The following is a 23,205-nucleotide window of genomic DNA, read 5'->3' on the forward strand; positions in this document are numbered from 1 at the left end:
ATTATGAATTTCATTAATAGCTTACATTGCGAATTATCGAAAATAAAAGGAAGTGCCCTACTATGGGTAAGTATTTGTGGCAGTATCGTCCTTTCAGTGGTTTTTACACTTCGATTTATATATCTGGATTTCCATATAGATTTGTGGACAGAAAATAATGCCTGGGAAAGATTATATTTACAAAATGCCAGACCTTTTGCGGGCTTTTTACTTCCAATTGGAGTTATACTAATCTGTAGTTTAATTACTCAAATAGAATACAGAAATAACAACTGGAAACAATTACATACTACACCACAAAAATACTATACCATCTTTCTTGCAAAGTTTACTACTCTTTTGATAGTGACCTTTATTGTTTTCTTCTTTTTTAACGTGGGTGTTTTGATGAATGGCATTGTGCCTAATCTAATTGTCGGTGGATCATTTCCAAGAGACGCTATTCCTTTTCAATTTCTTTTAGAGCAAACCATTAAGTCTTTTATTTCCATATTACCGATAATTGGACTACAATATCTTTTAAGTTTACAGTACAAAAATTTTATTGTTGCCATTGGTGCGGGGCTTGTTTTATATGTGGGTACCATGCCTATGTCCAGAGTCGATTTTAGTTTCTTAAGTCCTTACAGTTATGCATTACACTATTTTGACCAAAACTTTAATGACCATCATTACTCAAGAGCAATAATTTACTTCTTTTTATTATTTACAATTAGTTTTTTCCTATACATAAAAAAGAAAGAAAAAGGTTAATAAAGTAGCTACAACACTAAAAATAGGTCATTGGGCAGATAGTGCTGAAGTCGAAAATGATTACATTTAAGAAATATGCAGAAGATTGGTAATTTGTAACCTTGAAGTACCCAACAATTCATATTATTAACGTCACCCAACTATTCATAGTCAATTACTACCTAATCATCCTCAACAAATACACCCCATAGCCGCTTTTAAGGCTGAGCCAGCTCGCTTAATTGTTGTTTATTGATAAAGCCCTCTACTAATTTCGGAGAAGTTCAGAAATAGAAATTTCTAATCCATCCGCTATTTTTATCAAAGTTAGTAACCGAGGGTTCGTTTTGCCATTTTCAATCATATACAATTGAGTTCTGCCAATCTCACAATCAAAGGCAAATGACTTTTGGTCAAGTCCTTTCTCCTCTCTTAACTGTTTGATTTTAGCACCTAGTTTTTGAAAATATTTTAATTCTTTCGTGTTCACTATTCCGAATATCTGGAAATTATTTATATATTGTGTTCGGAATAATGAACACGTGATTTAGATGAACCGATTTAGAAAGCTGAAAATCTATCAAAAATTTAGAACTCGGACTTGGGACAATACGACTGTTCCAGAAATCCGGCTTGAAGGACACTGGCTGAAAAAACTTGGGTTTGAGATTGGAAAAGAAATTAAAGTTGAGCAAAAAAGAATAAACTGACCATTACGCTGACTGAAAAATGGATTAAAGAATAATTAGGCTCAATAAGCGTAGCTGTTGCACAATATGTCTATAATGACTAAGTTTTATTCGACTTGCCAAATTCGATATTTTTGAGACTTCAATGGTGAGCTTTGGGTTTTTAGTTTGAGTGTGTTTAGGTAGTATCCGATAAGGACAAGTAGCGAGGTTTTGACCCACTCAATGATTTTCAATTTAGCTATGTTCCTTTACTGACGAGCCATTGTTCAAATTCTGACTAGCGCACTTCTACAAATTTTATTTAAGGATTTGAAATCCACTTCTTCTTCTAATATTCTGTATTTATACTTCATTTGTTTACCTATAGTCTTTTGACGACCAAGATTTGAAATAAAAAGCCCATTAGCCCAATTGGATAAATTGTTAGAATTGTTTACTTTTTGACTGTAAAAGAAACAAGAACAGGAAAAATGACTAGGGAATAGTGCATATAACTTATGAAGGATAAAGTGGTAAATTCAAGTTTAGTTCTTTCATTTAAGTTTATATGAAAGCGTTCCCTACTAAATTTTTTAATAAATAAACCCGTCATCATGGTAGATGTGGCTTTATTAAGAATTGACAAATAACAACTGATAATTAAACAATTAGCTATGGCACCAAAAAGAATGTCGGAGTACACGGATCGTGAATTACTTGAGAAGGCAACAGTATTTGCAAAGACGGCTGCGAATAACACAACTTTTATTAAGAATTATTTGATAGTAGTAATATCCCTGTCAATCATTGGAGCCATAATAATGATAGCTCAACTATGACTTAGACTTACTAAGGTGGATTTGTTTGCATCAAGAATTAATGATAGTCTCAATGCTTTCTTCAAAATGGGAGTGGTTTGTCAGTCATTTCATTAGTTCATGTTACTCTGAGTCGCCCTTACTTTCAAACAAGTTTATTTAATCATCCTCATCAAATACTCCCCATACCCGCCTTTAAGTAAAGGCTGAGCGAGGTTGCTTAATTGCTGTCTATTGATAAAGCCCATTCGGTAGGCGATTTCTTCGATAGAGCCGATTTTCTACTAAGTTATAACGATGTAAGCTGCAAGAATTAGCAAATCTACTTGGACAGCATTTATTTGTGACATGTAATTCACTACCAAATTCTTATCATCACAAGAGCCCAATAGACAAATTGGATATTTAGATTGAGGTTATTGAGAATAAATGCCTGCACAATAACAGCCTTTTTCCTAAATTTCAGCCTAATTATCATTTTGGATTATGAGCGGATTGGTGAACAAACATTCAGATTTTTATGAAAGAATAGCAGGCTTACTTAAACAGGCTAAGAGTTCAGTAGTACGAAATATCAATCTTACAATGATTCGGACATATTTCGAGATTGGTAAATTAATTGTTGAAGAAGAGCAGAATGGTAAAGACAGGGCGGAATACGGTAAACAGCTAATCGAAGAACTTTCATTAAGGTTAAATAAAGAATTTGGTAAAGGTTTTTCTGCTACCAACCTTAAGCAAATGCGTTCATTTTATCAAATATACTCAAAAGGTCAGACGCTGTCTGACGAATTTGCGCTAAGTTGGTCTCATTACCTAAAGCTTATGAGGATTGATGATGAAAAAGAACGTAGATTTTATGAGATTGAATCTGTTAAAAACAACTGGAGTCTGAGGGAGCTTCAACGTCAGTATGATAGTGCGCTTTATGCTCGTTTGGCTTTAAGCAAGGATAAAGATAAAATTTTGGAACTATCCCAAAAAGGATTAGTTATCGAACATCCTAAAGATGCGGTTAAAGACCCTTATGTATTAGAATTTATAGGACTGCCAGAGCATTCAGTTTATTCAGAAAGCCAATTAGAGCAAAAGTTAATTGATAAATTAGAGCACTTTTTATTGGAACTAGGTACAGGATTTACATTTGTTGCAAGACAAAAAAGGATAACTTTTGATGAGAAGCATTTTCGTATTGACTTAGTATTTTATAATAGGATTCTTAAATGCTTCGTCCTTATTGATTTAAAAATTGGTGGATTAACACATCAGGATTTAGGTCAAATGCAGATGTATGTTAATTACTATGACCGCGAGATGAGGCTGCCAGATGAGAATAAGACAATAGGAATTGTTTTATGCCAAAATAAAAGCCAGGCTGTCGTGGAATACACTTTGCCTGAAAATAATGAACAAATCTTTGCAAGTAAATATCAAACCGTTTTACCAAGCAAAGAGGATTTAAAACATATAATTGAGGACGAAGAATAAATCAACAAACCGCTAACAGTGTATATAGTAGACCAGCAGGTTTGGTAGAAGCCGAAGCTGCATAGCTTTATAAATCTCTGTCTCGGTGTATACTTAACTGCTTTAAAATCTTCTGGCCATGCCATTTGCTCACGTCACCAAACCATTCTTCGTCAAATTACTACCTAATCATCCTCATCAAATACTCCCCATACCTGCTTTTAAGTAACGGCTGAGCGAGATCGCTGAGTTGTTGTTTATTGATATAGCCCATTCGGTAGGCGATTTCTTCGATGCAGCCGATTTTCAAATAAGTTAGAACGATGTAAGCTGCAAGAATTAGCAAATCTAACTGGCCAGCATTTATTTGTGATATGTAATTCACTACCAAATTCTTATCATCACAAGAGCACAATAGACAAATTGGATATTTAGATTGAATAACGTATGTTTATAAGCAAACAATGAAAATTAATAAAAATACCGCCTCTGGCAAATGGGAAATAGACGCAAACTTTGCGTTAACCCCTCTAAATTGGCGGGGTTAACGCATGAATGTGTTAATGAAGATGTTGTGCATAATACGATAAAAACCGAAATTAACCTGAACCAAATGGAAGATAGAAGAATTTTAACAGAGCCTGAAAAATTACAATTATTAGAGAATCATACCAATTGCTATTTGTGCCAAAGTACTTTAGAAGGCTATTCTCGTGAGGAAATCCAGTTTGACCACATTTATAGTTATGCGGATGGATTTCCACAAGACATAAGTAATTTTGCGCCAGTTCATTCTTCAAAAATAGAAGGAAAACAAAATTGCCATAAAGCAAAAGGAAGAAAAAAACCAGTTGACTATCGAGAAGAATTAAGAATTTTAAACGAACTTGATAAAATTGACGGATTAAAGGATTTAAGACCAAAGGCAATCGAATCTGTTTTTTCAATTTGTGAAAATCGAGATAAAATTGCTTTCAACGGAATTGAATTACCTCTCTATAATCAAAAAATCAGAAGTGAGGACAATTATTACTTTTTTCACGAGGTAGAAGTAAAACACATAGAAAATGATGAAAAAATACAATTGCGACCTTTAGAATCTAAAATATTACCATTAATATTTAATCTAAAAAAATCCGTGCAATTACTTCCTTCTCTAGGAAGACTAGACAATAAAGAAAAGAAAGTTAAAATATTTGATGGCCAGCATAAAGCAGTTGCACAAATCATTGGAAACAACAGAAAAAAAATCCCTTGCTTGGTTTTTGTTGAGCCAGAAGTTTCAAAATTAAGAGAAGTCATTTACGAAGCTCATACGTCTTTCGTTCAACAGAGATATAAAAAATCTCATATGGATGCTAAATTGGCAGATATGTATCGCCAAAAAATTGAGGACTTTAGAAAAAGAGTTGGAGATGAGGAAGCACCATATTCCGAACAAGATATTTTAGGAGACAAAACATCGGCACAAAAAAGAAATTTTATTATTTCATCAATAATTGACGAAGTAAAAAATGAATTAAATTTTGTTCAAAATCTTGTAGCACAAGACAAAAAAGAACAAAAGACTAAACCTATGTTATGGCAAAGTTTGGAACGATTAATACAAATATTCTGCAATTCAAAGTTAGTAGATGTTCCAACTGACAGTAATAAAAACTTTAGAAGTCAAGAAATTGAAAATATTTGTTTTATAATTAATGAAATTCATCGTTCATCAATCGTTAATAAATGGAATCCAGAGAATCAAGACGATTCAAATCATATTTTATGTAGAACTTATTATTATCGAACTGCTTTTAATAATTGGAGTCAGATTTTAGAAAAAGCACTAAAGTTCTCACTTGAACAAATGCTTGGTCACGCTGTTCAAGGAGATCTATGTTATCGAGAAACTTTTTCATCGACAACTAAAGCAAGATTTTCGACTATAATCGCAAAACTATTTAATGCACCACTTTGGGTTTTAGAAAATAATCAAAAACAGATTTCTGGTGCTAACAAAGATTCGATTGTTCAAGAATTGTTTCAAAATGAACATTTGGACTATATATATTTAACAAGTATTGGAACATCAAACTGAAAAAGTACTATGCACAACAATGGCTTTAAGTAATTGCTTGTTCTCGCTTACTTCTGAAAATCCGCGAGGATTTTCAGTTTGGTGTGTACTTGCAAAGTTAAGTGCTAAACCACGCAACTACTCATAGCCGAGACCGTTGGGTAACATACAAAAAAGCCCACCGCGCAAACAGCACATTTGGTTTTTTGCCGACACAAAAGTCAACGCTGAAAAACCAAAAGAGCTTGAATTTACCCAACCTACGAACAAATATTTAACCTTAATAACATTATTTGAAAGTTTGGTTGAATAGAAACATTTTGTATTTTTGACAAAATTGTCAAGGCTAAAATTTCAAGGCAATGAAAGAAAGATTTGGAGAATACATTCACAATTTGCGGGTTCAGCACGGTTTGACACTGACAAAACTTGCTGCTGCACTTGATATTGACCAATCCACGCTTTCCAAAATTGAGAACCATAAACGCAATGTTCCTGAGGAAATACTCCCAAAACTTGCTAAGGTTTTCAAACTGGACATCAAAAAACTTGAAAAGGAATTTTATAGCGAAAAAATCGCTGAAATGATTTATAGAGTTTCCGACTCTACAGAATTATTGACCCTAGCAGAGGAAAAAGCGAAATACTACAGAATGTCAAAGGTTAAACAAGGAGATCTAAAATTTTAAGAAATGGCTAAATCAATTGAAAAATATTTAAACAAGGTAATTCAAGGTGACTGCTTAGAAGTTATGAAAAACATTCCAAGCAAATCAATTGATATGATTCTTTGTGATTTACCCTATGGTACAACTCAGAATAAATGGGATTCCGTAATTAACTTAGACCAACTTTGGAGTCATTATGAAAGAATCATCAAAGATGATGGAGCTATAGCCTTAACAGCACAAGGACTTTTTACAGCGAAATTGATTATGAGTAACGAGAAATTATTCAAATACAAAATCGTATGGATAAAATCTAAATCAACAAATTTCCTAAATGCAAAGAAGCAGCCACTCCGCAAACACGAAGACATTTGTCTTTTCTACAAAAAACAACCATCATACAATCCTCAAATGACCAATGGTGAAGCATATGATAAAGGATATAGAAAAAATCAACTTACTGGGAGTTATGGAGACTTTAAATCCAACCATGTAAAGAGCAATGGAGAAAGATACCCAACTGACGTTATTGCATACGAAGAACAACAGGTAGATGATTTTGTGTATGTGAAAACTGCAGAATCCGAAGGTCCAGTTTTACACCCAACTCAAAAGCCAATAGAATTAGGTAGATACCTAATCAAGACTTTTACAACCCCTGGTGATGTTGTTCTTGACAATGCCTGTGGAAGCGGTAGTTTCTTGCTTTCTGCAATTTTGGAAAACAGACAATTTATAGGAATTGAAAAAAATGAAGATGTTTTACTTCATAAGGTTAAACCAATTGATTACATAAAAATTTGCACCGACAGAATTCAGGAAACACTTAAAAGAAAAGAAATTGAAGAATCAACTTTAAGATTGTTTAATGAGCCAATCGCAAAATATCATACACTTAATTACAAAAACGGAAAAGCAAAAGCAAGTCCAGCAATTTGTTAATTGAATTACCAAAAATGGCTAAAGTAACATACAACGAAAGAAGCTGGGCAATTGATATAATAAGCGAAATCAACTTGCATCTTGCAAATAAAAGTTGGCACTTTAAAAGTGCCGGAGGTGAAAGCACTATTAGCAATGAAAAATCAAGTCTATTTCCTGATGTATTGATTTTCAAAGATCCATCAAGAGATATCATTTTACAAGGTTGGGAATTGAAAATGCCTGACACACCAATTAATGATGCTGAATTAATTAGCAATGCAATCAAGAAAGCCAATATTTTACAAAGGGACAGTTTTATTCTATGGAATGTAAAGAGTGCGGTTCTTTATTCTAAACAAGGAGATTCATTCTCAATTTTAAAAACTTGGAATGACATTGATATTAATAACCGAACAGAAGTAAAACCAAAAGAAACTCTTTGGAAATCATTACTGCATGCCATACTTTCAGACTTAAATGGCTATTTTGAATCTGGAGAAATTTCAGATGAAGTTTCAGCCGAAATCTTAGCAGTTGATGCAATCATAGATGTAGTTCTCGAAAACATACCCTCGACAGCGGAATATCTAAGGACAAATTTTAGAAGAAATTCAAGACTTGAAGCTCAAATAAACAATTGGTGGTTATCATCGGCAACTGAATATGGTTATAATCCAACAGCAGCAAAAGACGCTTCAAACAAATTACCTACTCTTTCAAAGGTAATTTTAACCGATTGGGTGTTTAAAATCATCTTCGCTAATGTTCTAAAAAGGCATTTTAACGAAGCGAGAGCAATAGAATCAATAAACAATGAAACTTCAATTGAGCAAGCACAGGAAATAATTGCATCAATATCTGAGCATTGCAATTTTTGGAATATTTTCAGTGATAACCTTGCAATTGAGTTCATTTCAACTTCTGCTTGGAAACAGATTATCCAGTTAAATCAGTTTCTTTCATCAATCAACATTGCAGGAATTGAAATAGAAATCCTCCATAATTTACTCCAATCTTCGATAGTATCTGCAAAACGAAAGGTTGCAGGACAATTCGCAACACCTAAAAAATTAGCAGATTTATTAGTAAGGTTAACCGTTGAAGACAAAGAAGGAGTTGTAATTGACCCTTGTTGTGGAACAGGAACAATAATCAATCAAGCATATTTGCTCAAAGAGGAATACGAGTTTAACCAAGACGAAATAATAAACAGCATTTGGGCATCAGACAAACATTCTTTCCCTATTCAATTATCTACACTTACTTTGGCTAAGCCAAATAACTTTGGTAAAGTGTTAAACATTTTCAGAAAGGATGTGATTGAATTAGTAACAGGGCAGAATGTAACTTTCAAAGACCCGAACAATGGAAACGATATTTTAAAACTTTTTCCTACCATTGATTATGCTGTTTCAAACTTACCTTTTATTAAGAGTAAAGAAATTCAGGTTTTAAACCCGAATATCACAGAAATAAACAACTTCATTCAAGATGAAGCTGACACTACAAAATCACTAAGTGGCAAAAGCGATATTTTCGCTTATATCCCATTCTATTTACATCAACTACTTTCTGAGAACGGAAAAATTGGTCTTATACTTTCTAATGCTTGGTTGGGAACTGATTACGGAGAAATTTTCTTAGAGCTTATTCAAAAATTCTATGACATTGAAACTGTTGTAATTTCTGGCAAAGGAAAATGGTTTGACAATGCAGATGTAGTAACTACTTTCCTAATTGCAAAAAAGCGGAACCCAAATACTCCTATAAACCAAAACAGAACAATTTCATTTTGCACCCTAAAAGAAAGCATAAACGAAATACCTGACATTAAACAATTGAGCGAAAATATTTTATTGGAAACTGATAATCAATTTGTAGCTGTTCAAAATTATTCAGTAAATGAGATAACCAACTTTGAAACTATTGGTGTTCCTTGGTGCGGTTACTTTGCAAATCTTAATTGGCTTACAGAAGTTTCAGAAAAACTAATTGATTGCAATCAGATTTTCAAGTTTACTCGTGGTGAAAGAAGAGGTTGGAATCCCTTATTTTATCCTGCATCTGGACACAACATTGAAGCGGAATATATAAGACCAGTTCTGAAAAACTTAAGAGGAACATCAGGACTTTATTGTACAGCAGATGGAGAAGCATTTTGTTGTTCAAGAAGTATTGAAGAATTAGAGCAACTCAATCATACAGGTGCTTTGCAATGGATTAGAAGTTTTGAAAATCAAAATAACGAAACAGGCGTTCCTCTTGCCCAATCTTTGCGCAAAGCAAATATGTTTTGGTATGAAATGAAAACCGAAAATATGGCAGACTTTGTCGCTAATGTGAATTACGATAGAAGTTTATTCATTGCAACCTTTGAGAATCGTTCATTCATTGACCAAAGAATGATTGGCCTTTCGCTAAAAGAAGATTATCAAAATGAAAACAGAATTTTGTTACTTGCCTTATTGAATAACGTTTTAAGTATGTTTTTCATTGAGAGTTTTGGTTTTGGCAGAGGTTTAGGAGCACTTGATTTGAGAGCTACAAAATTTGAACGTGATTTTAAACTTTTGAATTTTGAGCTTTTATCAGCAGAGCAAAAGCAAAATATTATTAATGCTTTTCAACCAATTGCCAATAGAAGTAGACTGCCATTAAAACAAGAAATTGAGCAAGCAGACAGAATAAATTTTGAAAGAGTTCTTTTAAATTCATTCGGAATAGATGAACACTTTGAAGCGATAAAATCATCCTTATTGCATCTTTATAATATAAGATTTGCAGTTAAGAATATCTAATTATTTGAAAATGGAGACAAAAACAAATGACCTGACTGAAATAACATTAAAAATGCTATTAGATGAGGGAATTATTGAAAAGGGAACAATTTTGTATTCTGAAACTAATCCCACTACAACTGCAAAGATAAATTCTGACGGTTTTATTGACTTGAATATTAACGGGAATCAGAAACTTTATTCATTCCCAAGTGGTGCAGCAAGAGCATTAGTTAATTTGAGTGTTAACGGGTGGAAATTTTGGAAAATAAAAATCAAAGATGAACTAAAGGAAATTTCAGAATTAAGACAAATTTATATGGAAAGAAAAAAATGATGCCAATGCTAAAGGGCATACATATTTGTATTTCACACCAGACAAATCCCAAACCAAAAATTGTAAATCAGGATGATTTTGCCAATGGTTCAGACATCTGGAAAAGAATATCGAACTCACAACATTACCTCTATGCAAGCATGGGTTTCAAGATTCATAGGACAGGTTAGTTGTAGATTTAAAGTTCAGCTCTTTGTAGGAATTTCAATGGCAAAATCAACCTGCCTGAAGATAGCTGAGAATCGTTATGGGTCATTTAAGAAGTCCTAAATATAATAATATGGTATTAGACATTTCAGAAATATTAGTTGTCGGAGTTTCTTCCAGAGCACTCTTCAACCTAGAAAAAGAAAATCAAATCTTCGAAAAAGAAAATATTGAAGGTTTTAGAAAATATCAATTGGAACACGAGGATGAAATATTAACAGAAGGGACAGCTTTTCCTTTAATTGAAAGTTTGTTAAAACTAAATGATATTGCATCAAAACAAATTGTAGAAGTTGTTATAATGTCAAGGAATAGTCCAGAAACTGGAGTTAGGGTTTTAAAATCTATTAAACATTTTAAACTTCCGATCACAAGATGGGCGTTTTCCGGAGGAGAACCGCTTTCGCCATTTATTGATGCATTTGATATTGATTTGTTTTTATCAAAAGACGAAAAAGAAGTTCAGAAAATAAGTGATACATCAAATTGTGCTACAGCTTTAATTTATGAACCACCAACAGACTATATTCCCGAAATCGACAGAGTCAAATTCGCTTTTGACGCAGATGCTGTAGTTTTTTCAGAGGAATCGGAACAGATTTATAAGGAGCAAGGAATGGAGGCTTTCCATAAACACGAATCAGAAAATGAAGACGTTCCACTCAATGACGGACCATTTGCTGAATTATTAAGAAAGCTATCTAAAATTCAAGAATTTTTGCCTACAACTATAGAATTAACACCTTTAAGGATTGCAATTGTAACAGCTAGAAATGCACCAAGCCATATGCGAGTAATTAAAACTCTTCGCCATTGGGGAGTTTATGTTGATGAAGCTTATTTTATGGGTGGTTTATCAAAAGACAAAGTTCTAAAAGCATTTGGAGCACATATTTTCTTTGATGACCAGGAGACTCATTTGGATGGCTCTAGCAAAGTAGTTCCATCTGGAAAGGTATTATATAAGACCAATTCACCTTTGAAAAAATACGAGAAAAGCAATAAAGAAAAATAGAAACGAATGCACAGCAGTGATTATAAGTAATTGCTTGTTCTCGCCTACTTCTGAAAATCCTCGCGAATTTTCAGTTTAATGTTTACTTGTTAAAATTACCGTTAACCCACGGTAATACTCAAACTGGATACCATTACCCAACCAACTATTCATACTCAAATTACTACCTAATCATCCTCATCAAATACTCCCCATAGCCGCTTTTAAGTAAAGGCTGAGCGAGTTCACTTAATTGTTGTTTATTGATAAAACCCATTCTGTAGGCAATTTCTTCGATGCAGCCGATTGGGCGTTCTTCGATTGTATGAAGGTGCGGATTGCATTAATGATGCGAAAGTACCTGTATCGAGCCAGGCGGTGCCGCGACCTAATATGCCCACATGCAAATTACCTTGCTTCTCGTTAGTGGGTTTCTAGCTTGCGCCATAACCAAATATTGTGTTGCAGGTTTTACAAATTCTGTTGGGTATTTTCAGTCCAGAGTCAGAACCTTTTTCTCCGCAAACTAAGCAATGTTGATTGCCGTCTGGTTCGTCAATAAAGTAGCTTATATAAACGGGAAGATTGAAATAGTTTGAAAGTTGTTTTCTGATTTTTTCACCCTCCAAATTCAGTTTGCCCTTTTTATAATTTGTCAGCTCCTTATAAGCCTCTTTTTCAAAGAGTCCTCCTTCAAGCCAGTTAGAATAAACTCTTTCGTGTTTTGTTTGCCAGTCCTCTAGTTGAATTTCTATCGGCACTCTGGAATATGGAATTTGCCCTAGACAATTATTACAAGTCAATTCGTCTATCAATGGTAATGAACGCCCTTGCAAGATGTAAAAGTCAGACTTGTTGCAAACGCAATTATTAACATCGTCAACTTCAATAATAACGTCTCGTTCTTTGATTACATTAGGTTTCTCCGCAAGCAAACTATTGAATTTTAAACGCCAAAACTCTTTTATTTCAGGGTTCTTGCTCCAGTTTTTGAAGGAAATACTATCACGGAAAATAACTGTCAGTTCTAAAATACTTTTATTTCGCCTTAAAACTCGGGGTTCTGAAAAAATCAAATTTTGTCTATAAAGAGAAGCTGACAAACCTATAAACTCTTCTCCTGTTGCATTGTTGTCAGCTAGGGTTAAAAGAATTTTAGCAGGAATTGGCTTGTCAGTCATTTCATTAGTTCATGTTACTCTGAGTCGTCCTTACTTTCAAACAAGTTTATTTAATCATCCTCATCAAATACTCCCCATACCCACTTTTAAGCAATGGCTGAGCCAGTTCGCTTAGTTGTTGTTTATTGATAAAGCCCATTCGATAGGCGATTTCTTCGATGCATCCGATTTTGAGGCCTTGGCGTTCTTCGATCACTTGTACGAAAGTGCCTGCTTGCATTAGTGAGGCGAAAGTACCTGTATCGAGCCAAGCGGTGCCGCGGCCTAAAATGCCCACATGCAAATTGCCTTGCTTTAAATATATTTTGTTGATATCGGTGATTTCCAGTTCACCTCGCGGACTAGGTTCTAGGTTTTTGGCCATTTCCACTACCTTATTATCGTAGAAGTAAAGTCCCGGTACAGCGTAGTTCGACTTAGGTTCTTTGGGTTTTTCCTCTATCGAAATAGCCTTTTTATTTTCGTCAAACTCCACCACGCCATAGCGTTCGGGATCATTCACATGATAGGCGAAAATCATCCCACCATCGGGATTGCTATTTTCCTGTAGCAATTTCTGAATGCCTGTGCCGTAGAAGATATTGTCTCCTAAAATCAAGGCTACTTTATCGTCGCCAATAAACTCCTCACCAATGATAAATGCTTGCGCCAAACCTTCAGGTTTGGGTTGTTCGGCATAATGAAACTCGCAGCCCAAATTTTTGCCATCGCCTAAGAGCTTTTTGAAATTAGGCAAATCATGTGGTGTGCTAATAATCAATATCTCTTTAATCCCAGCCATCATCAAAATGGACAAAGGATAGTATATCATCGGTTTGTCGTAAACGGGCATCAGTTGCTTGCTTACTGCTAATGTGAGTGGATGCAAACGTGTACCTGAACCGCCGGCGAGGATTATTCCTTTCATTTGTTCTCGTAATTTGAAATCTAAGATAAGGCAAGCTTTCCGAAAATGTAATCTTAGCTTTGCTTAATTAATATTATGTAAGATTTTAGCGTATTTCAGTCGCCAATCAGAATCGCTTGATTTTGGCTAAAGCCGGTTTCAAAATTCGCTCAATACTTGCCTGCTCGATGTTTTTGCCAATAAACACCAATTTGGATTCCTTGCCTTCCAGATCAAAATCTGCATCCACCAAGCTAAGGCTTAGATATTTGCCTGCCGATTGCAATATCCTCGTTTCGCTATCACCCGCAAAGCGCACAAAGCCTTTGATGCGGTAGATTTGATGCTGATGTAGCGCCAGCAAAACCGTAAGACAATGCATCAATTCGTTTTTCTCAAACTCAAAAGAAGTCTGATAAGTGATCGCCGTAATATCATTATGCACATGATGGTGATGATGGCCATGTTCGTCCTTTTCAGCTGCTGGCTTACTGAGTGATTTAGGCAAATCAAAAATCTTTTCCCGCAGCAGTTCAGGATCCGAGATAGCGCCATCTTCGGTCGTGTAGATTTTAGCAAAAGGGTTGATACCAGCTAATATACTTTGCAGCTTTTGAGCATATTCCTCCCGCACATTCCCCGTTTTGTTAATCACCAAATCCGTAGCGAAAGTAATCTGCCTGCGAACTTCATCGGCTTCTTCCAAGCGGTCTTCCGCCGTTTCAGCATCTACTACACAAATACAGGCATTCAGCGTAAAATATTCCTGCACTTCTGCCTGCATAAAAATGGCGCCCACATTTCCGGGATCAGCTATTCCAGTGGTTTCGATAAATAGATAATCCACCTCAAGTTTTTTGATAATGATTTCAGAAAGCACATTTTCCAGTTCGGAACCAATGCTGCAGCAAATACAGCCTTCTGTCAATTCGTATAGCTCGTTGTATTGCTTTGAAATAAGCTGTCCATCGATGGCTGTATCGCCAAATTCATTTTCAATAACGATTTTCTTTTTGTCGGGCAGGCTTCTGAGCAGATGATTGAGCAAAGTAGTTTTTCCGGCGCCTAAAAATCCACTGATTAGTATTACTTGTATGGGTTGTTGCTTTGGCATTTTATTCGTTGAATGATGGAGCTTGTTAGAATCAGAAATAAAGAATCTCTTTTCTCGTATTAATTTTAACAATTCTCGTGAATAAAAAGCCCAAAAGTTAATTTGCCAAATATTTGCCCCATCCGGCAGTTCAATAATACTACATAAGTAGCGGGAAATGCAGCATTTTAGTATCCGCGATATCAGCTATTGCTTGATCCTTGCACAGGATTCCTCCACAGGCATTTTCTTCTACAAAGAATTGCATCTCTATTGCTTGCCTATGGAGGAAAGAATGCATGATTAAAAAAATCATCTGTCAGCTCAGCTGAAGAAGCTGTCTTTTCCCTTCAAGCATTAAGCCACCTGCGGCTAGTAGAAAAGATATTATCAGTAAGGCCGAAATATTGATAAGGACTTTTGAAATATCTACTTCGGATTGATATTCGAAGGCTGGGATATTATTGAGATCATCGATATTGAGTGTTTTATTATCGAAAACGAAGGGCATAAAGAATGCTCTCCATTCCAAACTAAATGAATGGACGGCGTCCTTAAATGCATTGTAATTTTTGGATGAAGTACTGGCTAATTGCGTGGCACCATCCTGAAAAAGAACGGCCGGACTAAGAAAGCCCCAGGAATCCACCCATTTTTGTTGCTTAGAAAGTTGCTCATCGAAACGGTCGATTACTGGAGACAGGGTTTTCTCCATCATTTCCTGGCTGGCATAATAGCCTTGCCAATAGGCATACGCATTTTCCTCTTGATCCCTTATCAGTTCCGGATGATTTCTTAAGTACTCGTCAAGCACTTTGTCTTGCTCCTTACTCAGCTCACTTTTGGTTTCTCTGATTTCATTGAGTAATAGCACCCTCGATGGCATGGGGTACACCGTATTAGCGGCCTGATTTATTACAGTAGGAACAATCAATACCAGCAAAATCCACAAGGAAAGTAAGGATACGGCATTTCTAGCTGAAGAGTGCCCCAAAATATTTACTAGGTAGGAAATGGCAAACCAAAAGGCCAAATAGGCATAGGTAAGCAGGAAGAAAATCAGCAACGTACTGCTTATGCCCACACCTACCCATAAAATTGTTCCCAATAAGGCCAATGTCAAAATGATAGCTAATGAAGCATAGCGGATGATAAATCGCTGCAAGAGCCAATAATTTGTATTAATGGGGTTAGAGGCAAGCAATTTTAGGCGTCCGGATTCCAGTTCTTGAGTTCGCAAATTGTAGGTAAATGCGATAATCACCAGCGGAACTAGATAGGCAAGCACAAAGCTTAAATCGAAGTTGCCAAACAGGAGCTGTACGGGGTTGTTCAGCTCATTAAAGCTTAAGGTAGCCAAGTCTTCATTTGCGGCTATTTTCAATTGATGCGTATACAAATCACTCTGGCCTATCGCTAATTTGCTCATTTCATCCGCGGGCATAGTTGCTAGGTGCCCGGTGAAAATGGAAAGGTTCATTGGTGTAAGGCGGGAGGATAAAGCATGTTCTTCGCCTTTATTGAGAGCTACTGCTACTTCTTGTACTACTTCTTCTTTCTCCCTTTGGCTCTCTATGGCCTGCTGTTGATCCAGCTGCCTTTTCTCAAATTGTTTGAGGCCATTATAGCCCGCATATAGGCAAAGGGCAACAAGTACAAGCGTTAAGGAGATAAACCAATAGTTTCGACTAAGTAGCCTGATTTCGTGACGTATATTTAGATTGAGCATATTAGATACGAGTTGAAGCAAAAAACAAAAGACCGAATGAGACGAATAGCCAAGCCGCCAGAATCAATAAGTTTTGCCGGTTGGCTTGGATAATCTCTTTAAAAACCGGTGCTTCGAACTGAAAGGCCGGAATTTGGGCGAGTAATGAAGCATCGGCTTTGTAGTTCCACTCTCCAAGTCTGGAATTTTTAGCAAAATTGTCATTCAAAATGCGTTGCATTTCCACCCGATGTTTTTCGGCCATATCTGTAAAATTCCAATGCGTTGCATAGTCGGTACTGGCTAGTGCCATAGACATAAAGCGGGTGGGCAAGAAAGGAGAGAGGAAAGCCAGCTTTTGATATACTTGCGTTTGCTTATGGTGAACCTCCTTTAGTTTTTCATTGTGTTTGAAGTAAATTTCAGCTTCATGTTCTTCTCCTTTTTGCATGCGGAAAGCATCAAAATTGAAGGGCAGATCTTCCAGTTTACTTACCTGATAAGTCGCTAGTATTTCTTGTTCCAATTTTTTAGAGGCTTCACTCCAAGGGTCATGACCATCTAAACCTTTCTTTTTATCTTCTGCCACAGCGGTATCAAATTGTTGGCGCGTAGGGTAGGGGTAGCGTTCGTTTGTGTAGCTACTGGCAATCTTTGGGATAGCTAAACAGCTGATGATCCAAATAGCCAATAATGTGACTAATGAAATACCTGAACTATTGGTGAAAGTGGAAACGATGAGTGTAATGCTGTTGATAATGGCAAAGTAGATCATATACACCAGCCACATGCTTGTTAATATTTTCCAATCAAATTCATCAATAAACAGTGCGGCAATACTAAATAGAACCGTAGCCAGTAAGGAAATAGGGAGGTAATTGCCTAGCCATTTTCCCCAGATTAATTGGGCATTACTAATTCCTTGTGTTTTAACGATGCGTATAGTGCCCTGTTCTTTTTCTCTCGTGACCGACTGATGGCCCAGTGCGATGATCATCAAGGGAAGAATAAAGAGCAGAATAAAATCGGGCGTTAAGTCACCGAAACGTGAAAGTCCTGTTTGATCTGCGGCGGCGACATTGTCTGCTTCATTTCGGGCATGAGCTTCCAGAAAGATGGATACTCCTGTATATTTTTCCACGCCCGGGTCAATCAATGAGAGGGGAAACTGTGGTTTGAAAGCGAAAGTCCCATAATGTGCGGCATTATGCGGATTGGTAGAACCTTGTGCGAGCCATAGCTCCTGCGCGTGAGTTTCGGCTTGTTCACGTTGAAGGTTTTTCTCTTGCCACTGGTTGTAGCTGATCAAAATGGCTACTGCACTTAGTACGATTACAATGCCGATCATCCATTTGAATTGGCCGGAGCGGAATATTTCCCTTATTTCTTTTTTTGCTACATGAAAAATCATAACTCAGCTGTTCATGTGTTTGAGGTAAAGTTTTTCTAAATCGCTATGGTTGATTTCCTCTGTGGAGAGTTGTTCAACCAATTTTCCTGACTTCATAATGCCTATGTCAGTACCAGTTTCTTTTGCTCTGAATAAGTCATGCGTAGCCATAAGTGTCGCTACCTTCTGCTGACTCAGTCGTATTAATAATTCTGAAAACTCATTACTTGCCTTAGGATCCAGGCCGGAAGTTGGTTCATCCAGCAATAGTACTTTAGCTTTTTTGGCTATAGCCATGGCAACGCCAACTTTCTGGCGCATTCCTTTGGAGTAGGTTTTTACTCTTTTCTTGAAGGCGTCGGATTGTAAGCCAGCTTCTTGCAGAAACTTCACTAGTTCATCCTCATGATATTTCATGCCCGCCAGTCCGATAAAGTATTCGAGATTTTCTAAACCACTGAGTTCATTGTATAAAACAAGGTTTTCGGGGATGTAGGCAATAAGCTTTTTAACAGCAATTGGGTCTTTAGAGACCTCAATGTTATTAATCATCGCCATACCACTCGTAGGGGAAATGAAATTGAGAAAAAGATTAATCGTGGTCGATTTCCCGGCTCCATTTGCTCCTAATAGACAATAAATGTCTCCTGGTTCGATGCTAAGGTTTAGCTTATCGAGTGCTAGATTCTCTTGGTATTTTTTGGAAAGGTTGATAGCGTGTAGCATATTTTTTTCATTAGTGAAGTGAGGCTAAATATTTGTTTTATTGGGACTTTCTATAGTCAGTGATCAAGCTGATTGCATCCAACGCACCACTTTCAGTTGTATATTGGCTTTTGATCATATTGTACTTATTTAGTGTATGGGTGGCCTGAAAGTAAATTGAAGAGTCCCTTTGATCTGGGATGTAATCCTTTGGAATTGCATAAGTGAAATGTCCACTTTCTCCCTTTGCTACAGGAATGCTGAAGAAATTACGGTTTACAAATTCTCCCGTTTCCTCTTCAGAAATTGAAGCAGCGACAAAGAAGTCAACGGCATGTTCGGGATAACCAAACAAATAGCCATAAGCACGATAGCGATCGTTACGACTTTCAAATTCTATCGTTGTCAAAACAGTTGCTAGGTTGGAGTTCGCAGTAAAGCCCCATTGACCAAAAAAGTAAGCTTTCTTGGAAATCTGCGTATTCATTAAATCTGTTCTGCAAACTAGTATTTGAAGATTTCTTTTTCCTTCCCATGTCTGCTTGAAAGGCACTAGCAGGAATTCCAAATCCTCAGTCGATAATGCCTCTAATACATTATTCCATTTTTTCAGCTCATCAAGCGCCATTTTGGAAGAATCTGCTTCAAAAGACACCACTGCTTTGTCACCATCTTTCATTTCAGCATCTTTAGCTAGTGGGAAGGATAGTGCATAGCCTAGACTACTGATAGGCTTTAGCGTATCAAGCAATGTATAAAGTGCTTCATGCTCTAACCCATAAGTCAGCAGTTCATTGGCCATTTTCAATTCCTCTGGAGACAGTTGAGACAGATCCCAAAGCTGGGTTTTTGCATTGGTTCCAATGTTTCTTGTCGCGGTACATGAAACCAGTACCAGTAAAAAGATGATCGGTAGAAGTGCTTTTCTCATCTTATTGATCTAAATGAATTGGCCAAGGGTCATTAAAGTCTAGACCTTTTTGCCATGCGTCTATTTCTTCCTCAGTGCATAAGCATGCTTCCAGTTCGCTCCAGATGTGATCCTTTTGAAGGTCTTGACCGATAATGACCAATTCGTTGGCTCTATCTCCAAATTTCTTGTTCCAATTGGATTCTATTTGGCTTCTGTTTTCAACAAATGATTCATATCGGATCCTATTTTCAAATGGCATGGAGCACCACCAAACACCTGCAAAGTCGGCTCTCAATGAACCTCCCGCCTGACTCCAAGTCAAAGCTTCGTCTGACCTAGATGCTAGCCAAAACAAACCCTTGCTTCTGATAATATTGGCTGGCCATTGATTGGAAACGTAGTTCCAAAACCGTTCAGGATGGAATGGTCTTTTGTCACGGAATACAAATGAACTGATGCCGTATTCCTCTGTTTCTGGCTGATGCTCTTTTTCCAATTCTTCAATCCATTCAGCAGATTGGGAAGTGGTTTCATAATCGAACTTTTTGGTCGCGAGGATATTTTCCAATGGCACCCTTCCGAATTCTGACTCAATGATTTTGGCTTTCGGGTTCAGTTTAGCTAGAATGTCTTTCAAAAGATTGAGTTGATCCCTGCTCACCAAATCGGCCTTGTTGACTAAGATAACATCCGCAAATTCAACTTGATCGGTGAGAAGATTTACAATTGTCCTCTGATCCTCAGTATCGTTCATTTCTCGGGTAGCAATGGTGTCTAATGTGCCAAAATCTTTCAGGAAATTCAGGGCATCAACTACTGTTACCATGGTGTCCAATTCGCAAACGTCTGAAAGATTGACTTCTAATTCATCGCTTTCGAACCAGAATGTTTGTGCTACCGGTAAGGGTTCTGAAATCCCTGTACTTTCAATCAACAGATAATCGTACTTGTTCTCCAAGGCCAGCTTGGCTACCTCTTCAATCAAGTCTTCGCGGAGTGTACAGCAAATACAGCCGTTGCTCATTTCCACCAATTTTTCATCTGTTCGGCTCAGTGTATTGCCTTGTTTTACCAAGTTTGCATCAATATTTACTTCGCTCATATCATTCACAATCACTGCCACACGCAGGCCTTCCTTATTGTGCAGCACATGATTTAACAGGGTAGTTTTGCCTGCTCCCAAAAAGCCTGATAGAACAGTTACGGGTAATTTTGTCATTGATTTCTTATGGTTTTTTGGATTTGATTAAGTTGCTTAAGTATCTCTTCTTGTACTTTGTAAATTTCTTCTGCACTCTGTTCGACCTTAGCATGACCATGATCGTGGCCTTCATGGCCAGAGAGGTTAAGTGTGTAACCGGGAATGGCAATTAGGCTTTCCTCTAGTTCTTCGATCACTTCAAGCAAACTATCTTTTTGAGGATTTGTGGAGGTTTTAAGATTTTCTTCTAGCTCAACAATTAGCTCAATAGCCTCAGTTTGTTTGGCATATGCATCATCCAGGAGCCTTTGTTCTTCCTGATTACTGGTGCTACAAGAGATGAATAATGCTAGGACTATAAGTTGTAAGATGACTTTGGATTCCATTTTTTCCATGATGTTTTATTATTGAAAATGAAGGTCATAGGTGAATAGCTAAGCATAAGTCGAATAAGGCAAGCCCTTACCAACTGTTGTTGAAAATTTTATTTATTAGGTATTCCGATAAATCTTTTTCCATCATCCTTACACTATGTATTTCACATTGAACTTGCAATCATTTATAAATTCACGGAATAGGTTTGAAATTGAAGGGTGTAGAAAGAATATTTAAGTTCAATGACTTCATACAGAAAACTGCTTAACGACTTTCTTATTAGTGAAATGTGCTGAAACGATGATCAATGAACCACATACTCGGAGTGTGGACTCAAACCAAAGGCCTTCTACAATGCCTCCTAATAGAATTAGCATTAAGCCTAATATTAGTAGGAGAGCCGGTTTGCTCTTTTTCAGTTTAAAGTAGGTTTGAAATATAGAAATGGAACCAATTATTGCAGCCGTTATAAATAGTGGCGTTTCTATTTTCTCCAGTGCTTCGATGTGCATGCCTACAATGGCAGATGTAATTATTAAAATCGGCATGAGGGCACAGTGGATGGAACAAAGTAATGAGACTCCAATTCCACAATTATCCCATAGCATTGAGGTTTTGTTGATTTTGATCATGTGCAATTTTAGGAACAAAATTCCATAAATGCAACAATGTTGCAAAAACATGATTTGAAAATAGTAAGTGGAAGACTAGTCTTTGATACTAGGTGTTCATCTTCAGTAATCCTTCAACTCAAAAACTCCCATAAACTTCACGAATTACTTTTTCGGCGGTTTTATTTTGTGGAGTCCAATCGGAGTTTTCCATTCCGCCCGCTTTTTCGTGGTTGGGATACCATTTCCACAGGAAGCCACCTGCAAACCAGGGTTCAGCCCAAAAGCTATCGAATAGGGCTTTGTAGGCAATTTGCTGTGCTTCGAAATTGGGATTGAGTTTCAACCTTTCTACTTCCCACGATCGCCAAGCTACTTGCTCAATACTTCGGTATCCATATTCTGTAAATAGAATTGGCTTATCCATTTTGCTTGAAAATTCCTGCAAAGTAGATTTGATCGGCTGCCATTGGCGTATCAATTCATCTGCATTGGGTATTGCGGTTTCTGATAATGGGAAATAGGCGCTAATGCCCACAAAGTCTAGCTGCTCCCAAAAGGGCACTTCAGTATAATCGTCCCAATTGGAGCAATAGGTTAGTTTGCCATTATATGCTTGGCGAATATCCGGAATCAGGCTTTTCCAAAAGGCAGGTCTGTCGCGTACTATTTGGCGCATTTCGGTGCCTATACACAGCAAATCGACTTTCTCTTCTTGGGCTATTTTGGCAAAGTTCAAGATGTAATCTCGATAGTTTTGCTCCCAAATTTGCCAGTCAGCTTCATTTTCGAGGGTGAAATCGCCAATCCATTGGCCTCGCAACCAAACATGCGGTTTCAGCATTACTTTGAAACCTGCTGCATGGGCTTGCTGAATACTCACACGAACTCCCTCGGAAGTTTCGCCCCACCATTGTCTTTCCCGATCGAAGTAGATATCGGGCTGGCCAACTTGACTGAAGGCAAAGGGCATAAGTGTGACCCAATTGGCATTGAGCTGCTGAATAGGCTCCGTCCAAGTGTGGTCGCTCGGTCGGGATGGCGCCACCAAGCTTACGCCATTGATTACTTCTTGCTTTTCTGCGGGAGGATTTTTGCAGCTAGCAAAAATTGAAATAAGGAGGATTGAAATAAGGAAAAAGCGCATGGCAGGTTATTTAGAAGCAATATACTCAAATCCGGATCACGGATTAAGCCGATTTCGCGGATTTCACGGATTTTTTCTTCTTTGCGCCTCCGCGCCTCCTATGCGTTTAAATTCTTCTTTTTTCTTAACCGCGGAGGGCGCAGAGACTTACGCAAAGAACCGCAAAGGATTAGGTTTCTTCTCTGCGATCTCAGCGTCTTCCTCCGCGACTCCTCTGCGTTTAAATTCTTCTTTTTTATTAACCGCGGAGGGCGCAGAGATTTACGCAAAGAACCGCAAAGGATTAGGTTTCTTCTCTGCGATCTCAGCGTCTTCCTTGGCGATTCTCTGCGTTTAAA

The 23,205-nt window shown here is 37.1% G+C and carries 21 protein-coding genes and 2 pseudogenes; 9 read left to right on the forward strand and 14 right to left on the reverse strand.

All coding sequences use genetic code 11. From position 1 onward, the window contains the following. The first annotated feature begins 3 nt into the window (after positions 1 to 3). A complete protein-coding gene (locus tag ACOXY8_RS14910) occupies positions 4 to 753 on the forward strand; it encodes an ABC transporter permease (protein WP_458332408.1) in 750 nt (249 codons plus the stop codon). A 247-nt stretch (positions 754 to 1,000) separates the two neighbouring features. Here the strand turns inward: ACOXY8_RS14910 and ACOXY8_RS14915 are convergent, their stop codons facing one another. Continuing rightward, positions 1,001 to 1,222 carry a helix-turn-helix domain-containing protein gene (locus ACOXY8_RS14915; RefSeq protein WP_458332409.1) on the reverse strand — a complete coding sequence of 74 codons (222 nt, stop codon included), beginning with the start codon at positions 1,220 to 1,222 and terminating at the stop codon, positions 1,001 to 1,003. A 61-nt stretch (positions 1,223 to 1,283) separates the two neighbouring features. On the opposite strand from ACOXY8_RS14915, the gene ACOXY8_RS14920 reads away from it, so the two are divergent. Together ACOXY8_RS14920 and ACOXY8_RS14925 are read left to right on the forward strand one after the other, a co-directional pair. Then, the gene (locus ACOXY8_RS14920) at positions 1,284 to 1,442 is read left to right on the forward strand and encodes a SymE family type I addiction module toxin (protein WP_458332410.1); all 159 of its coding nucleotides are present in this window, start codon (positions 1,284 to 1,286) and stop codon (positions 1,440 to 1,442) included. A gap of 1,265 nt (positions 1,443 to 2,707) precedes the next feature. After that, on the forward strand, positions 2,708 to 3,709 hold the full coding sequence (locus tag ACOXY8_RS14925; protein ID WP_458332411.1) for a PDDEXK nuclease domain-containing protein: 1,002 nt from the start codon (positions 2,708 to 2,710) through the stop codon (positions 3,707 to 3,709). 160 nt (positions 3,710 to 3,869) lie between these two features. Here the strand turns inward: ACOXY8_RS14925 and ACOXY8_RS14930 are convergent. Further along, positions 3,870 to 3,998: pseudogene (locus ACOXY8_RS14930) on the reverse strand (glucose-1-phosphate thymidylyltransferase); the annotation flags it as partial. Between the two features lie 303 nt (positions 3,999 to 4,301). On the opposite strand from ACOXY8_RS14930, the gene ACOXY8_RS14935 reads away from it, so the two are divergent. From ACOXY8_RS14935 to ACOXY8_RS14960, 6 genes are all read left to right on the forward strand, one after another. Beyond that, positions 4,302 to 5,771, forward strand: a complete 1,470-nt coding sequence (locus ACOXY8_RS14935) for a hypothetical protein (RefSeq protein WP_458332412.1) — start codon at positions 4,302 to 4,304, stop codon at positions 5,769 to 5,771. A 341-nt stretch (positions 5,772 to 6,112) separates the two neighbouring features. Beyond that, a complete protein-coding gene (locus ACOXY8_RS14940; protein ID WP_458332413.1) occupies positions 6,113 to 6,439 on the forward strand; it encodes a helix-turn-helix domain-containing protein in 327 nt (108 codons plus the stop codon). Between the two features lie 3 nt (positions 6,440 to 6,442). Continuing rightward, the gene (locus ACOXY8_RS14945; RefSeq protein WP_458332414.1) at positions 6,443 to 7,360 is read left to right on the forward strand and encodes a DNA-methyltransferase; all 918 of its coding nucleotides are present in this window, start codon (positions 6,443 to 6,445) and stop codon (positions 7,358 to 7,360) included. A 218-nt stretch (positions 7,361 to 7,578) separates the two neighbouring features. After that, positions 7,579 to 10,140 carry an N-6 DNA methylase gene (locus ACOXY8_RS14950; protein ID WP_458332475.1) on the forward strand — a complete coding sequence of 854 codons (2,562 nt, stop codon included), beginning with the start codon at positions 7,579 to 7,581 and terminating at the stop codon, positions 10,138 to 10,140. 10 nt (positions 10,141 to 10,150) lie between these two features. Next, positions 10,151 to 10,456 carry a restriction system modified-DNA reader domain-containing protein gene (locus ACOXY8_RS14955; protein ID WP_458332415.1) on the forward strand — a complete coding sequence of 102 codons (306 nt, stop codon included), beginning with the start codon at positions 10,151 to 10,153 and terminating at the stop codon, positions 10,454 to 10,456. 280 nt (positions 10,457 to 10,736) lie between these two features. Next, positions 10,737 to 11,678 carry a 5'-nucleotidase gene (locus tag ACOXY8_RS14960; RefSeq protein ID WP_458332416.1) on the forward strand — a complete coding sequence of 314 codons (942 nt, stop codon included), beginning with the start codon at positions 10,737 to 10,739 and terminating at the stop codon, positions 11,676 to 11,678. 163 nt (positions 11,679 to 11,841) lie between these two features. Here the strand turns inward: ACOXY8_RS14960 and ACOXY8_RS14965 are convergent. The 12 genes and pseudogenes from ACOXY8_RS14965 to ACOXY8_RS15020 all read right to left on the reverse strand — a co-directional run. Beyond that, positions 11,842 to 12,076 (reverse strand): annotated as a pseudogene (locus ACOXY8_RS14965) (glucose-1-phosphate thymidylyltransferase); the annotation flags it as partial. 15 nt (positions 12,077 to 12,091) lie between these two features. Next, the gene (locus tag ACOXY8_RS14970; RefSeq protein ID WP_458332417.1) at positions 12,092 to 12,838 is read right to left on the reverse strand and encodes a DUF2310 family Zn-ribbon-containing protein; all 747 of its coding nucleotides are present in this window, start codon (positions 12,836 to 12,838) and stop codon (positions 12,092 to 12,094) included. A 46-nt stretch (positions 12,839 to 12,884) separates the two neighbouring features. Next, on the reverse strand, positions 12,885 to 13,745 hold the full coding sequence (gene rfbA / locus ACOXY8_RS14975) for a glucose-1-phosphate thymidylyltransferase RfbA (RefSeq protein WP_458332418.1): 861 nt from the start codon (positions 13,743 to 13,745) through the stop codon (positions 12,885 to 12,887). A gap of 106 nt (positions 13,746 to 13,851) precedes the next feature. Continuing rightward, positions 13,852 to 14,838 (reverse strand): CobW family GTP-binding protein, encoded by a 987-nt coding sequence (locus tag ACOXY8_RS14980; RefSeq protein WP_458332419.1) that lies wholly within the window; start codon positions 14,836 to 14,838, stop codon positions 13,852 to 13,854. A 298-nt stretch (positions 14,839 to 15,136) separates the two neighbouring features. Continuing rightward, on the reverse strand, positions 15,137 to 16,546 hold the full coding sequence (locus ACOXY8_RS14985; RefSeq protein WP_458332420.1) for a DUF3526 domain-containing protein: 1,410 nt from the start codon (positions 16,544 to 16,546) through the stop codon (positions 15,137 to 15,139). A gap of 1 nt (position 16,547) precedes the next feature. Then, on the reverse strand, positions 16,548 to 17,936 hold the full coding sequence (locus ACOXY8_RS14990) for an ABC transporter permease (protein ID WP_458332421.1): 1,389 nt from the start codon (positions 17,934 to 17,936) through the stop codon (positions 16,548 to 16,550). 3 nt (positions 17,937 to 17,939) lie between these two features. Continuing rightward, positions 17,940 to 18,641 (reverse strand): ABC transporter ATP-binding protein, encoded by a 702-nt coding sequence (locus tag ACOXY8_RS14995; RefSeq protein ID WP_458332422.1) that lies wholly within the window; start codon positions 18,639 to 18,641, stop codon positions 17,940 to 17,942. A gap of 37 nt (positions 18,642 to 18,678) precedes the next feature. Then, a complete protein-coding gene (locus tag ACOXY8_RS15000) occupies positions 18,679 to 19,551 on the reverse strand; it encodes a hypothetical protein (RefSeq protein ID WP_458332423.1) in 873 nt (290 codons plus the stop codon). A 1-nt stretch (position 19,552) separates the two neighbouring features. Continuing rightward, complete coding sequence (locus ACOXY8_RS15005) at positions 19,553 to 20,752, reverse strand: GTP-binding protein (RefSeq protein ID WP_458332424.1); 1,200 nt, start codon at positions 20,750 to 20,752, stop codon at positions 19,553 to 19,555. Continuing rightward, positions 20,749 to 21,129, reverse strand: coding sequence for a hypothetical protein (locus tag ACOXY8_RS15010; RefSeq protein WP_458332425.1), 381 nt, complete (start codon positions 21,127 to 21,129; stop codon positions 20,749 to 20,751). The genes ACOXY8_RS15005 and ACOXY8_RS15010 overlap by 4 nt, the downstream gene beginning before the upstream one ends. A 228-nt stretch (positions 21,130 to 21,357) precedes the next feature. After that, positions 21,358 to 21,792: a MerC domain-containing protein gene (locus tag ACOXY8_RS15015; protein WP_458332426.1), complete on the reverse strand. Its 435-nt coding sequence runs from the start codon at positions 21,790 to 21,792 to the stop codon at positions 21,358 to 21,360. 67 nt (positions 21,793 to 21,859) lie between these two features. Beyond that, entirely contained in the window at positions 21,860 to 22,867 is a 1,008-nt protein-coding gene (locus tag ACOXY8_RS15020) for a glycoside hydrolase family 113 (protein WP_458332427.1), read from the reverse strand. Between the last annotated feature and the right edge of the window lie 338 nt (positions 22,868 to 23,205).

The sequence above is a fragment of the Peijinzhouia sedimentorum genome, from assembly GCF_049340005.1.
GTDB lineage: Bacteria > Bacteroidota > Bacteroidia > Cytophagales > Cyclobacteriaceae > CAXBDP01.